Source organism: Streptomyces celluloflavus, from assembly GCA_000720995.1.
Lineage (GTDB): Bacteria > Actinomycetota > Actinomycetes > Streptomycetales > Streptomycetaceae > Streptomyces > Streptomyces celluloflavus.
The window spans coordinates 1-12,346 of the sequence record JOEL01000034.1; the positions used below are offsets into that span (position 1 = coordinate 1).

12 protein-coding genes are annotated in these 12,346 nt (G+C 70.0%); 7 read left to right on the plus strand and 5 right to left on the minus strand.

The genetic code is table 11. From position 1 onward, the window contains the following. Positions 1–369: 369 nt before the first annotated feature. On the minus strand, positions 370–1,053 hold the full coding sequence (locus tag IH09_RS25595) for a hypothetical protein (RefSeq protein WP_052859842.1): 684 nt from the start codon (positions 1,051–1,053) through the stop codon (positions 370–372). 644 nt (positions 1,054–1,697) lie between these two features. On the opposite strand from IH09_RS25595, the gene IH09_RS25600 reads away from it, so the two are divergent. The 3 genes from IH09_RS25600 to IH09_RS25610 all read left to right on the plus strand — a co-directional run bounded on the left by IH09_RS25600 (position 1,698) and on the right by IH09_RS25610 (position 5,062). Beyond that, the gene (locus tag IH09_RS25600; RefSeq protein WP_240150385.1) at positions 1,698–2,693 is read left to right on the plus strand and encodes an XRE family transcriptional regulator; all 996 of its coding nucleotides are present in this window, start codon (positions 1,698–1,700) and stop codon (positions 2,691–2,693) included. A gap of 31 nt (positions 2,694–2,724) precedes the next feature. Beyond that, entirely contained in the window at positions 2,725–3,630 is a 906-nt protein-coding gene (locus IH09_RS25605; protein WP_052859843.1) for a phosphotransferase, read from the plus strand. 265 nt (positions 3,631–3,895) lie between these two features. Next, on the plus strand, positions 3,896–5,062 hold the full coding sequence (locus IH09_RS25610) for a cytochrome P450 family protein (RefSeq protein WP_052859844.1): 1,167 nt from the start codon (positions 3,896–3,898) through the stop codon (positions 5,060–5,062). Between the two features lie 178 nt (positions 5,063–5,240). Here IH09_RS25610 and IH09_RS25615 read toward each other — a convergent pair whose 3' ends face one another. Together IH09_RS25615 and IH09_RS25620 are read right to left on the minus strand one after the other, a co-directional pair. Beyond that, positions 5,241–6,020, minus strand: a complete 780-nt coding sequence (locus IH09_RS25615) for a hypothetical protein (protein WP_052859845.1) — start codon at positions 6,018–6,020, stop codon at positions 5,241–5,243. Between the two features lie 249 nt (positions 6,021–6,269). Further along, complete coding sequence (locus IH09_RS25620) at positions 6,270–7,241, minus strand: GlxA family transcriptional regulator (protein ID WP_052859846.1); 972 nt, start codon at positions 7,239–7,241, stop codon at positions 6,270–6,272. A 183-nt stretch (positions 7,242–7,424) separates the two neighbouring features. On the opposite strand from IH09_RS25620, the gene IH09_RS37890 reads away from it, so the two are divergent. The 3 genes from IH09_RS37890 to IH09_RS25635 are packed head-to-tail and all read left to right on the plus strand — an operon-like array spanning position 7,425 to position 9,319. Further along, entirely contained in the window at positions 7,425–8,534 is a 1,110-nt protein-coding gene (locus tag IH09_RS37890) for a nuclear transport factor 2 family protein (RefSeq protein WP_172451240.1), read from the plus strand. A gap of 3 nt (positions 8,535–8,537) precedes the next feature. Continuing rightward, on the plus strand, positions 8,538–9,029 hold the full coding sequence (locus IH09_RS25630) for a hypothetical protein (protein ID WP_052859847.1): 492 nt from the start codon (positions 8,538–8,540) through the stop codon (positions 9,027–9,029). Between the two features lie 2 nt (positions 9,030–9,031). Then, positions 9,032–9,319: a DUF3817 domain-containing protein gene (locus IH09_RS25635; RefSeq protein WP_052859848.1), complete on the plus strand. Its 288-nt coding sequence runs from the start codon at positions 9,032–9,034 to the stop codon at positions 9,317–9,319. 66 nt (positions 9,320–9,385) lie between these two features. On the opposite strand, the gene IH09_RS25640 is transcribed toward IH09_RS25635, so the two are convergent. Then, entirely contained in the window at positions 9,386–10,057 is a 672-nt protein-coding gene (locus tag IH09_RS25640; protein ID WP_052859849.1) for a TetR/AcrR family transcriptional regulator, read from the minus strand. A 482-nt stretch (positions 10,058–10,539) separates the two neighbouring features. On the opposite strand from IH09_RS25640, the gene IH09_RS25645 reads away from it, so the two are divergent. Then, positions 10,540–11,043 (plus strand): RICIN domain-containing protein, encoded by a 504-nt coding sequence (locus tag IH09_RS25645; protein WP_052859850.1) that lies wholly within the window; start codon positions 10,540–10,542, stop codon positions 11,041–11,043. Here IH09_RS25645 and IH09_RS25650 read toward each other — a convergent pair. After that, positions 11,030–12,046: an AraC family transcriptional regulator gene (locus IH09_RS25650; protein ID WP_094795306.1), complete on the minus strand. Its 1,017-nt coding sequence runs from the start codon at positions 12,044–12,046 to the stop codon at positions 11,030–11,032. The genes IH09_RS25645 and IH09_RS25650 overlap by 14 nt on opposite strands. Positions 12,047–12,346: the final 300 nt, after the last annotated feature.

The following is a 12,346-nucleotide window of genomic DNA, read 5'->3' on the forward strand; positions in this document are numbered from 1 at the left end:
TCGGGAACCTTGATCACGAGGCCGGTGCTGACCTTCATGTCGGGTGCGATGGCGCGGAGGATGCCGATGCGGTCGTCGTGGGCGTGGTCGATCACACGGCGGCCGAGAAGGGGGTGTTTCCAGTGCCCCAGTCCGAGGGGCTGCATGGGTGTGCGCGTGGTCATGGGGAGGTCCTCACGCTGTCGGATGGACTGTCGCTCGTCCGCGCGCCGGGAAAGGGCGCAGGGGCGGGGCCGAACGCGGTACTGCGTGGTGGAGGGGCCTTGTAGAGGCGTCAGCCGTGGTGGCTGCCGGAGATGCCGACGGCGAGCACGAAGGCCAGGGCCGCCAGGCACGTCAGGTACGTGACGACGCGGCGCTGCTCGGGCGTCACGGGTGATCTTCCGGCGGCTCGCCAACTTCGGTCTTCTGGAAGGCGGTGAGGCTCAATGCCTCACCGAGGGTCGCCGGGCGACACCAGTTCACGAGGGCATCCCAGGGGTCGCCCACGGGACGACTCAGTACGAGGCATTCGCCGTTGACCGCAAGGATCTTCGCGACCTTGGAGCGGGTGGTGTCGACAACGGCCGCACCGACACGGAACGGCTCGCGTCGTGCCGGCGGCACCTGGGCGAGTGGCTCGTCATCGAGGTAGACGGCGAAGGCGTGCGCTTCGTCCAGCTGGTGCCGGAGCTCTTCGCGGTCCTGGTCCGTGTCGGCGATCTGCGCCGCGCTGCGGGCCATGAGGACGTCGGCGCCACCGTTCGCCGTATCGATGGCCAGCAGCCTCGCGGCTTCACGCCAGCCGGGGCGTTGGCGGAGCGGGAGGGGCGTGGGGCCGACGTCGATACAGGTGGCAGCGATGGCCCAGTCCCGTGCGGCGGCGTGGATGGCCAGCTGGCTCGTGATCTGATCCTGGTCACCGTCGGAGACGTTGGCGTAGAGGACGACTTGCCCACGGCGTGACGTCTCCACAGGCTTCACCGCGGGCCCGTTGGCGACGGGTGCGGGTAGGTCCGCAATGGCAGTCATGAGCACACCGCCGCAGTTGACGTGCATGGGGTGCCCCGTCATCGAGCGTTCCCTTGGTTCAGACTGGTGGAGGGCATTGGCGCATCTCCTGTCTCTACGGAATGGGCCTTGCGTTCGTGGAACGCAACAATCGCCACGCTGAGGGCCGCGTTCAACCGACGCGTTTGCCAGAACCACCTTTTCTGGCACGCCAGTTGCTGGACGTGCGCAAGAAACCGACGGATAACGTCGGTTGACGCGACCGTCTGCTGTACCTCCCGTTGCTGTGAGGCCATCATCGGCTTCAGGAGGTGGTCGTCGTGACCGGAGAGTCAGGTGTACACAAGCCCTCTTGCGCTCGACGCATCCGCGAACGAGGCGTGGAACAAGGGCGGTCCGTACCGCTGATCGCTGCGGACATTCACTCGTGCTGCGCCGTCAGCCGGTTGCGTGCCCAGCGGCTCGCACGCGGCCTGACGCTGACGGAGGCTGGTGAGGAGCTACGGAAACTTGGGGAACGTCACGCTCCGGGCCGCCTCCGTGCCGAAGCGAACCAGCTCAGGTTGTGGGAGAAGGGCACCCGGGTGCCACGTACTGCGATGGTCATCCTGTTGTGCGCGTACTACGACTGCGACCCAAACGACCTGGGGTTGGCAGAGGCGGGTGTCCCACGCAGGACAGCTTCGGTGACTCGGGCGGAGCACGTCATGCCAGCGCTGGACCTCAACCCGGCAGTCGATTACCTCGCCGACCGAGTCGACTCCGTGCGCCGCTGCGTGGACCGGACCCTGGCAGCCGGAAGTGTCAGTCTCGGACAGCTTGACCTCATGGAGGAGCGCCTCCTGCTGGCTCGGCAGGAATACGTCCATTCGGCGCCTACATCCATGCTCAAGCAGTTGCTGTTGGACATCCAGGAAGTGGAGGAGTTGGCTCAGGAACGTCAGCCAGCTTCGGTACAGGTGCGTCTGGCAGAAATGACCGCCGTACTGGCCACGCTCATTGCCGATTCTCTGATGAAGCTCGGAGATCTGAGGCGTTCGCGGTCGTGGTACAGCACTGCGAAACATGCGTCGGATGAGAGCGGGAACCTTGAACTGCGAGCGCGCGTACGTGCGCAGGCCGCGATGCTGCCGTACTACTACGGCCCTTTGGAATCGGCCATCGCCCTCGCTCGGGAAGCCCGCATAATGACTCGAAGTAAGCCCTCGCCCACCGCGGCTTTCGCTGCTGTGGCGGAAGCGCGCGCACTTGCTCAGCAAGGGAATTCAGCTATCGCTGACGCACGCGTCCGAGATGCCTGTGCAATCTTCGAAAAGCTTCCCGCTGATCCGGCGGACGACGCTTTTGCCTTCCCACAGCGGCGCTTCCTGCTCTATCTCAGCGGCGCGTTCACAGCCATGGGCCGAAGCTCCCAGGCGCGTAGAGTCCAGGATCAAGCGCTCGCGCTCTATCCCAAGCACACGGGCATCGATCCGGCTCTGCTCCAGTTGGAAGCTGCACTATGCCTTGCGCACGACCGCAGTGCGACCGAAGCATGCCAGCTCGCTGCCGCAACCTACCTTTGCGTGCCCGAGGCGCACCGCACACCCATCCTGGGAGCCCGAGCACGACGCGTTATCGAGGAACTCCCCGGCACGAACAAGGAGACACCGGCCGCGAAAGAACTTCGTGAACTCCTGGAGTTGCCCCCGGGCTCACCGTGACACGTAGCCGCACGTCCGTAGCCTTGACAACATGACTGCCCCCACACCTACGCACGGTGGGTTCGAAATCGCCGAGCTGCAACACGTCCTTGACCGCGCATGTTCCGCCGTTGGGCTGGACGCAGCCGGCGCACAACTTCTGCGCGGCCACACCAATGCTGTCGTACGCCTTGCCAACGCCCCTGTAGTGATCAAGGTTGCCCGCCGGGGCTCGAAGTTCGAGAACGTGCAGCGCACGGTCGCTTTCGTTCGGTGGATCATGGACCGAGGGTTCCCCACCGTCCCCCTCCACCCGGTCGCTGATCAGCCGCTGGCGATCTCCGGACACGCTGTCACGTATTGGACCTACCTACCGCAGCCAGAACGTAACGTTTCCGCCGCGCAGATCGCCAAGCCGCTCTTCGCGCTCCACTCACTCCCCACCCCGCCACTCGACCTCCCGGTCCTGGACAACCTGACCGCCATCCGGGCCTCGCTCCGTCGCATCACAGCCCTGCCGGAGGCGACGAAGCAGTTCCTTTCGGAACGGGCAGACCATCTGGAGCAAGCACTCAGCACTATCGATTTCGTGCTGCCGCGGGCGGTACTCCAGGGTGACCCACAGCATCGCAACGCCCTGTTCGACGGTACAGACACCGTGCTCTGTGACTGGGACGCCGTCGCCGTGGGCCAGCCCGAGTGGGACCTGGTGACGCTCGAAATCCATTGCCGACGCTTCGGATACAGCCGCGACCACTACAAGCAGTTCGCCAACACCTACGGCTTTGACGTCACCAGATGGCCCGGCTTTCCGGTGCTGAGGGATATACGCGAACTGCGCATGATCACGACCAACGCCCGGAAGATCAGCCACGCGCCGTCGAGCGCAGCCGAGATCGATCGGAGAATCGCAGGGCTACGCTGCGAGGACTCATCGCTTGCATGGAACATCCTGTGACTGACCGGTGGGTGCGAAGTCGGGAATCGGCAGTCCATCGCCGCCTCTCCGGGGCACGTCTCCATAGTGTGCTGCCCCGCCGACCAGCAGTGGGATCTTGAGACACGACGAAGCGCCCCGCCACCTGCCGGAGCAGGAGGCGGGGCGCAGTCATTGGGGTAAGCCGTCGAGGCGTCGGCCAGGCGGTAGCGGTGGATCCGCGCTCGGCTCCGCGAGGGCGTCTGCCCACCCGAGGCCGATCAGCGCACCGGTGCGGAGCCCCCAGATGCTGAACGCGCCCTACCTCGACGGCATCGACCCGTTCGCCGCAACCGTCCGTGCCATCGCCGAACCCGATCCGGTCCACGCCGCCCTGCGCGCCGCCGGCCCCCTCGTCCAAGTGGACGCCCCGGCCGGAGGGAGGGCATGGATCGTGACCGACAACGCCCTGGCACGCGAGGTGCTCAACGACCCCCGGATCTCCAAGGACCCTGCGTTCGCACCTCCTGGCTGGGATCGCTGCACCGCCGGACTTGAGCAGACCGCCGCCGAACAGCCATCCCTCACCACCCTCGACGGCCCCGTTCACGCCGACCTGCGACGCGCCCACGCTCTGCTCCTCAACGCCCAGCGGATCCGCGCGCAGTCCGACCGGATCCACGGGATCGCCCGGAAGCTGCTCACCGAGCTCGCCGCCGACCGCACGGAGATCGACCTGATGGCCGACTTCACCACCCGCTATCCGCTCACCGTCCTCCTCGACCTGCTCGGCATCCCCCTCGATTACGTCGACCGAGCCGCCGATGCCTGCAGAAGGATGCTCAGCAGCCAACCCGGAGCGCAGGGCAGTGCGATCGCCGCACTCACCGAACTCGCCGCCTCCGGGCTCGGCGACAACGGCCAGGGGCTCGCCGCCGAGCTGCGTGACCGACTCCCCGCACACACCACCCAAGAGGAACTGCAGTACCACCTGTTCGCGCTGATCTTCGCCGGACAGCTCACCACCGACAGCGCCCTCGGCACCCTGATAGCGCACGCGCTCGCGGACGGGCCGCACCGGAACTCGGCGGGCGAAGGGAGCGTCGGCGAGTTGGTCCGTGAGACGCTCAGGCAGCATCCGCCCGCTCCGTTCACCCTCTGGCGGTTCACCACCACCGAGACCGAACTCGCCGGAACGCGGCTGCCCGCCCGAGCGCCCGTGCTCGTCGACATCCAGGGAATCAACACCGACCCCGCCCGCTCACCCGGACCGGACCTGGCCTTCGGCGCCGGCCCGCACTTCTGCGTCGGTGCCCAACTCGCGCAGCTCGAACTGAGAGCGGCGGCCACAGTGCTGCGAACCGATTTTCCCGACGCCCGCCTCACCATCCCCTTCACCGAGCTCCAGCAGACCACCATCGGCGGTCTGCAAGGAAGCCGACTGACCACCCTCCCCGTCACGTTGCACAGCTGACGGTGACGGTGACGCGCACGCGGCGATGACGCCGGGTCCCAGCCGCACGGGCTGCCGCTCTCTGCCCGCCGGCCTCTTCACTTGGTGAGGCGGCGGCAGTTGATGAGGCTGACGGCGACGCGACGGCGACGCGACGGCGATGAAGCCGGGCGGCGGCGGATCCCGTACCGCGTCGGCCTCAGTTGTTGAGCTGCGTGAGGATGACGTAGTCGGTCTCGTCGCCGGGCAGGTAGCGCACGCGCAGGATGCGGCCCGGCTGTACCTGGGGGACCAGGGCGGAGGCGATCGGCCGGTCCTGTTCGATGGTGAAGGTGGACCGGTCCGCGCGGGTGATCTGTATGGCCAGGTGGAGCACGCTCTTGCCGTGGCGGATCTCGCCGGTGGGGCTCATGGACATGACCACGGCCTCCGCATCCGTGCCGCGGGTGCCGATCTCGTACTGCGCCCGGCTGATTTCGCCGCGGGCGAGCTGGATGCCGTCGAGAGCCGCCTGCGCTTCGGCGGGCGTCGCGTCCCGGGCGATCGTCACGCCCTTCTCCGGCAGGCCGGGAAGGTAACGGACGGGGAGGGTGAGGCCGGGTTTCATGGTGCTGAGCTCGGTGAGGTCCACGACCAGCCGGGTGGTGGCCGGGAAGGAGGCGCCGTCGACGGTGTCGACCGTGAGCGCGAGTTCCAGCTGTGGCTTGTCGTTGATGCTGACGCCCGTGCGGCGCACTCCGGTCACGGTGCCCCGGCCGATCGGGGCGCCCCGGAACGCCCGGGACGGGCCGCCGACCGCACGGCTCACCTGGAAGAGCGCCGGGACCACGAAGAGCAGCAGGATCAGGCCGATGAGCCAGCCGTTGAGCCAGGCGAATATGGGTTCCTCGCCGCTCACGGTGGCGGCGATCCCGCTACTGACATAGACCACGGCGACGACGATGCCGACGGCGAGCGCGATCCAGGCGATGAACTTCATGAGTGACCGACCTCCGCGAAGACGCTAACAGGCGCCCCACGCGTCACAGTGATCCGTATCCCGAGATGTGGATGAACGGGAGATGTGGAGGTGCCTGCCTGACCGGCGTTGCTGATGTCACTGACATCGCATTCCTCTTGGGTCGGTTCCTCCTGGGTCGGTTCCTCTTGGGTCGCGGTGCCGGAGCCGGGTGCGCGAGAGCCTGCCCGTGGGGGCGGTTGCCCGGGGCCTCGCGACGTCCGGCCGTGGCTATCCGGGGAGTGGGCCCTGACGGAACGCCGTGCGGTAGGCGTGGGGTGAGGTGCCGGTGTGGCGGGTGAAGTGGTGGCGCAGGGTGGCCGCCGAGCCGAAGCCGGTGCGGTCGGCGATGTGCTCGATGGGCAGATCGGTGGTCTCCAGGAGCTGCCGGGCGCGGTGGATCCGGGCGCGCAGCAGCCATTGCAGGGGAGTGGTGCCGGTCTGGGCGCGGAAGTGCCGGTTGAGGCCGCGCACGCTGATCGCGGCGTGGTCGGCGATGTCCTTGAGGGTGAGGGGCTGGTCGAGGCAAGACTCCATCCAGTGCAGGACCGGCTGGAGCGCGGTGGCATGGGCGGGGGGCCGGGGGTGTTCGATGAACTGGGCCTGGCCGCCGTCGCGTTGCAGGGGCATCACGATGCGGCGGGCGGTGGCGGCCGCGAGGTCGGCGCCGAGCTGGTCGCGGACCAGATGGAGGCAGAGGTCGAGTCCGGCGGCCACCCCGGCCGAGGTGATCAGGTTCCCGTTGTCGATGAACAGGACGGCGGGGTCGACGTCGACGCGCGGATGGCGGCGGGCGAGTTCATCCGCGTACTGCCAGTGGGTGGTGGCGCGCTGCCCGTCCAGCAGACCGGTGGCAGCCAGGGTGAAGGCGCCGATGCACACCGAGGCAAGGCGCGCGCCCCGCGCCGCCGCCTGCCGGAGCGCCTCGATGACGCGCGGGGGCGGGGTGTCGAGGAAGCCGCCGTGGCCGGGGACGACGATGACATCGGCCCCGTCGAGGCCGTCCAGACCGTACGGCGTGCGCAGCCGGAACGCGCCGTAGTCGGCGGCGGTGGCCACCGCGCGGCCCGGGGCGCAGACGCGGATCCGGTAGTGCGGGGTGCCGGTGGCCTGGTTGGCGGCGCCGAAGACCTGGCCGGGGATGGACAGCTCGAACGGGACGACACCGTCGAGAGCGAGCACGGCCACCACAGTCCTGGTCATGGCCAGAATTTAGCGCATGCTGGCATTACGGCCACTGGCCGGGGCGTGCGCAACCCCGCAGGATCGAGACATTCCCCCCTCTGATCACCCCGATCGCTCCGATTGCCCTGATCGCCTCGACCGCTCCGACGCTCCGACGCCCCGACCATCTCGATCACCTCGATCGCCCGAGGAGTTCTCGCCTTGAGCCCCGCCCCGTCACCTCAGCCACCCCAGCCGCCCCCGTCGGCCGCCTCGCCCCCGCCGGCCCTCCCGCCCCATCAGGACGACTTCGGTCTGCCGCGGTCGGATCTGGCGGTCCGCGCGCTGCGCTTCGCCGAAGCGGCCGAATCCGCGGTCATCTTCCGGCACAGCGTGCGCAGCTACCTCTTCGCCCGGGAACTCGCCACCGGACGCGGTCTGACGGCGGGCGCGGACTTCGACGACGAGCTGGTCTTCCTGGGCTGCGTCCTGCACGACCTCGGCCTGTCCGAGCAGGGCAACGGCGACCAGCGATTCGAGGTGGACGGCGCCGATCTGGCCGCCCGTTTCCTGCACGACCAGGGGGTGGACGAGCAGGTGGTGGCGACGGTGTGGGACACCATCGCCCTGCACACCTCGGACGGCATCACCTCCCGCCAGGGCCCGGAGGTCGCTCTCGCCCAGGCGGGCATCGCCGCCGACATCCTGGGCCGCGACAAGGAACTGCTGCCCGACGCCTTCACCGACCGCGTCCACGCCGCCTTCCCCCGCGAGGACCTCGCCTACGCCCTGACCGACCTGGTCACGCGGCAGGCGCTGGCCAACCCCGCCAAGGCCGGACCCCTCAGCTTCCCCGGCCAGGTCGTACGCGGCAGCCTGCCCCACGGCGCGCTGCCCACCTGGTACGACCTGATCGCCGGGGCCGGCTGGGGCGACCGGCCGCCCGCCGCCCGCACCGACACCGCGGCCGCCTGGGAACCCGGCCAACTCCCCGTCCTGTTCGAGCGGTTCCTCGACGCCGGAGACCTGGACGCCCTGGTCTCCCTCTACGAACCCCATGCCGTTCTCGCCCCGGCACCGGGCAGCACGGTGACCGGCCCGACCGCCATCGCCGCACAGCTCCGCTCCTGGATCGAGTGCGGCGTCCGCGTCACCTTCCGCCGCCGTGCGCTGCACACCGCGGGCGATCTCGCCCTGCTGTCCCACACCGCGACGGTCACCGGTCCGTCCCCGGACGGGACGCCGGTGACCCGCGACACCGCCGAGGTGGCCCGGCGCCAGCCGGACGGCCGCTGGCTGTACGCCGTCGACGACCCGTTCTTCGGGGCGTGAGGGATGGCGAAGCTGTGGCTGAGCCTGCATGTGCTCAGCGCCATCCTCCTCATCGGCCCGATGACCGTCGCCGCGAGCCTGCTGCCCGGCCGCGTCCGCGCGGCGCTGGCCGGGGGCGCGGGCGCCGCCGATCCGCCGGCCCGGTGGCTGCACCGGACCTGCCGCGTCTACGCCGTCCTCGGCCTGGCGGTGCCCGCCTTCGGCCTCGTCACCGCCGCCCGGATGGGCATCCTCACCGACCTCTGGCTGATCGTCTCGCTCGGGCTGACCCTCGCCGCCGGTGTGCTCCTGGCGGCCTGGATCCTGCCCGCCCAGGCCAGGGCCCTCGCCCTGCTCGACACGGGCCCGGGGGCCGACGCCCCCGCTGCCGCCACCTCGCAAACCGCCCACAGCCAGCTGACCCGGCTGAGCATCGTCACCGGAATCTTCGCGCTGCTCTGGGCGGTCGTGGTGGTCCTGATGATCGTGCGGCCCGGATCGACCACAGGAGCCTGACCATGACCTGGCGCCATCGCGCCCTCCGCCTGGCGGCCTACACGGAACTCGTCACCCTGGCCGCCCTGCTCCTCAACCGTCTCACCGTTCACCACCCGGCCGTCTCCGCCGTCGCCGGCCCCGTGCACGGCATCGCCTACCTGACCGTCCTGGCCACCGCCCTCCTGACACCGGCCGTCGCCCGCTCCGTACGCTGGCGCGCCGCCCTCCCCGGCATCGGCGGCCTGCTCACCGTTCCGCACCTCATCCCGCCCACCGCAGGTTCTGACGGGGCCCGTCTAGGATCGTGATCTTCGGGCGGCGGCCGCCTCCGAAACCTCTGGAGAACAGGTCACGGCCCCATGGACCGTAAGAAATTACGGACGGTCGCGTGGCAGCACGTACAAGCCCTGGATGATCAGGCGCAGGCCGAATTCGAAGTGTGCGGTGAAGTCGGTGCTGGCGAGGGTGGGCAGGGTCGCGGCCAGGTGCGGGAAGCGTTCTGGTGACACGGCCCGGCGCAGGCGTTCGGGGTTCGCGGGTCCCGGCTGGAGCACGGCCTGTTCCTCAAGGGTGAGGCCGACGGTGAAGCTGATCACGGCCATGAGGGCGCGGGCCGCGTCCTCGTCGCTGAAGCCCGCCGCACGCAGCACACCCGTCAGGGCGTCGGCGAAGCCCAGGGTGTGCGCCCCGTCCGAGTGGGTTCCGGCGAAGACGCGGGCGCCGTCCCGCCGGGCGAGCAGGGCCGTACGCATGGCCCTGGCCAGGCCGGTCAGCCGCTCGCTCCAGTCGCCGGCCGCCCCCGGTCCGTTCGCCGCGGACGCGGGGATGTCGGCGAGCATCCGTTCCGCCATCGCGGTCAGCAGGTCCTGTTTGGTGGCGAAGTAGCGGTACAGCGCGCCCGCCTGCACACCCATGGCATCGGCCAGGCGCCGCATGGTCAGTGATTCGAGGCCGGACTCGTCCAGCAGCCGCAGAGCCGTTTCGGCGGTGCGCGACTGGTCGATCCGCGCGAGACGGCCTTTGGGGCGGGGTAACGGGGAGGTCATGGGCCTCACTGTAGTGAACGACGTTCACGTGAGTGCCGTTCACCGCATAAGAGGGGGATCTCGGCTGGATCCCGATGCGATGGTCGTGGGCGCGGGGACGGCAGGGCCGATGCTCGCCGGTGAGTTGGAGCCGGCGGCGTCCTTCGCTCCCGGCGCGACATCGGGAGCGGATACGCCGATGCGGAGAACGGCGCGTACCGCCCCGCCCCATCGGCCAACCGGAGGTGGCGGACGCTCCGTTCGGTCCGTAGGGCCCGTTCGCCGCGGATGAGGTGTGGACGGGGCGCTGACGAGGCCCGGGACGAGGTGCGGACGAGTCCCCGGACGAGGCGCGGACGAGGGGTTCCGCCGGTGCGCGGATGGAGCAAGAGCGCGACCCCCGATCGCGTGAAGTAGCCATCGGGTGCGTGCCCTCGGCCGAGGCGGGTCCTTACGCTTCCGGCAAAAGGGGAGAAATCCCCCCTTCGGGAAAGGGGTTGCACATGCGTTCCGCCCTGAAGAAGTGGGGCCGCGCTCTGGCGGTCGTCACGGTGACGATGTCGGCCACCGCGGTGGTGCCGGGCGGCAGTGCCGCCGCGTCCAACGGGGTGCAGATCCGCACCTTCGCCGACAAGTGTTTCGACGTACAGGGCCAGACCACGGCGGATGACGCGCACATCGTCCAGTACCGCTGCGACAGCCTGGCCAATCAGCGGTTCAGAATCGTCTCCCTCGACCACGGGGAGTTCGAGATCCGCACCTTCGCCAACAAATGCCTGGACGTGCAGGGCCAGAGCACGGCGGACGACACGCGGATCGTCCAGTACACCTGCAGCGGCCTGTTCAACCAGCGCTTCAGGATCGTGGACATCGGCCGCGACGCCGTCGAGATCCGCACCTTCGCCGACAAGTGCTTCGACGTGAAGGGGCAGAGCGCGGCGGACGAGGTGCGGATCGTCCAGTACCGCTGCGACGGCCTGTTCAACCAGCGGTTCACCATCCTCTGACCTGCGCGGTTCCGCCGTTCGGCCCGGTGTACGCACCGGGACGGCTCAGCCCGCCCGCCGGGGCCTCGCGGCTGTCGGGCAACTCCCCGGCGATGCCCCGGCGGTAGGCGCTCGGGCTCACTCCCCGGACGCGTTTGAAGGCCGCGCTGAAACCGAAGGCGTCGGCGTATCCGACCCGGTGCGCCACCGCCGCCACCGTCAGCTCCGGTCTGCCCAGCAGATCGGCGGCGAGCGTCATGCGCCATCCGGTGAGGTAGGAAACCGGTCCCTCGCCGAGCAGTTCGGTGAACCGCTTGGCGAGGGTGGTCCGCGACACCCCGGCGCGCGCGGCCAGCGCCGAGGTCGTCCAGGGGTGCGCCGGGTCCTCGTGCAGGGCGCGCAGCGCCGGGCCCGCCACCTCGTCGCCGAGCGCGCGGTACCACTTGGGCGGGTCGGCCTCGGGCCGGTCGAACCAGTCGCGGAGCGTACAGACCAGCAGCCAGTCCAGCAGGCGGTCCAGCACGATCTGGCTCCCGGGCCGCACTCCGGCGATCTGCGACTCCAGGTAGTCGCGCAGGGCGGTGCAGTCGTGCTCGTCCGGTACGACGAGCACCGGGGGCAGCACCCGCAGCAGCCGCTGCGGCACCTCCGCCCGTACGTCGTAGGCGCCGGCCATCAGTACCGTCGGCCCGGCGAGTTCCCCGGCGGGCGCGGCGTCGGGGAACTCGCCGGAGTCGCCGTCGGGGGCGCAGTGCACCTCCCGCACCGGGGAGTTCGCGGACGTCGCCGGGTCGTCGGTGAAGACGAAGGGCGCCGGGCCACGGACGATCGCGGCCTCTCCGGCCCGCAGCCGGTGCGCCGTACCGCCCTCCGGGACGAGCCATCCCGCACCGCGCAGGGGCACGCACAGCGTGAGATACGCGGCGTCGGTGAACCGCAGCGACCACGGCGCCCACAGCACCGAACGGCCGAACACGGCCCCCTTCCCACGGACCCCGCGCAGCAGGTCATCGAACACGTCCATGCGGCAACGATAGGCGGGCCCGGTTCACGGCCGGCGGGCGCGCCCGGGGCCCTCACCTGCGGGCACACCGGAGCCCTCACCTGCGGGCGGGCCGGGGCGGCACCCGAGGGGGCACGCGCCCCGCGCCCGACCCACCGCATTCGAGTGGCCGTCCCGATACGCCCGCGCGACAGTTGAAGGGTGGCTCGGCGAGCGACCGCCGGCCCGCCCATCGGGAGGTGGGGCGGCGGCGACCGCCGGGGCGGCTCCGGCGCCGGCGTACCGGCACCGGCGATACGCGGTGTGCCCGCATCCTGAGGA

Bases quoted from the DNA above. Each gene is read 5' to 3' on its own strand.
- IH09_RS25595 (WP_052859842.1), bottom strand. From the start codon at position 1,053: ATGACGGGGCACCCCATGCACGTCAACTGCGGCGGTGTGCTCATGACT.
- IH09_RS25600 (WP_240150385.1), top strand. From the start codon at position 1,698: ATGCCAGCGCTGGACCTCAACCCGGCAGTCGATTACCTCGCCGACCGA.
- IH09_RS25605 (WP_052859843.1), top strand. From the start codon at position 2,725: ATGACTGCCCCCACACCTACGCACGGTGGGTTCGAAATCGCCGAGCTG.
- IH09_RS25610 (WP_052859844.1), top strand. From the start codon at position 3,896: ATGCTGAACGCGCCCTACCTCGACGGCATCGACCCGTTCGCCGCAACC.
- IH09_RS25615 (WP_052859845.1), bottom strand. From the start codon at position 6,020: ATGAAGTTCATCGCCTGGATCGCGCTCGCCGTCGGCATCGTCGTCGCC.
- IH09_RS25620 (WP_052859846.1), bottom strand. From the start codon at position 7,241: ATGACCAGGACTGTGGTGGCCGTGCTCGCTCTCGACGGTGTCGTCCCG.
- IH09_RS25630 (WP_052859847.1), top strand. From the start codon at position 8,538: ATGGCGAAGCTGTGGCTGAGCCTGCATGTGCTCAGCGCCATCCTCCTC.
- IH09_RS25635 (WP_052859848.1), top strand. From the start codon at position 9,032: ATGACCTGGCGCCATCGCGCCCTCCGCCTGGCGGCCTACACGGAACTC.
- IH09_RS25640 (WP_052859849.1), bottom strand. From the start codon at position 10,057: ATGACCTCCCCGTTACCCCGCCCCAAAGGCCGTCTCGCGCGGATCGAC.
- IH09_RS25645 (WP_052859850.1), top strand. From the start codon at position 10,540: ATGCGTTCCGCCCTGAAGAAGTGGGGCCGCGCTCTGGCGGTCGTCACG.
- IH09_RS25650 (WP_094795306.1), bottom strand. From the start codon at position 12,046: ATGGACGTGTTCGATGACCTGCTGCGCGGGGTCCGTGGGAAGGGGGCC.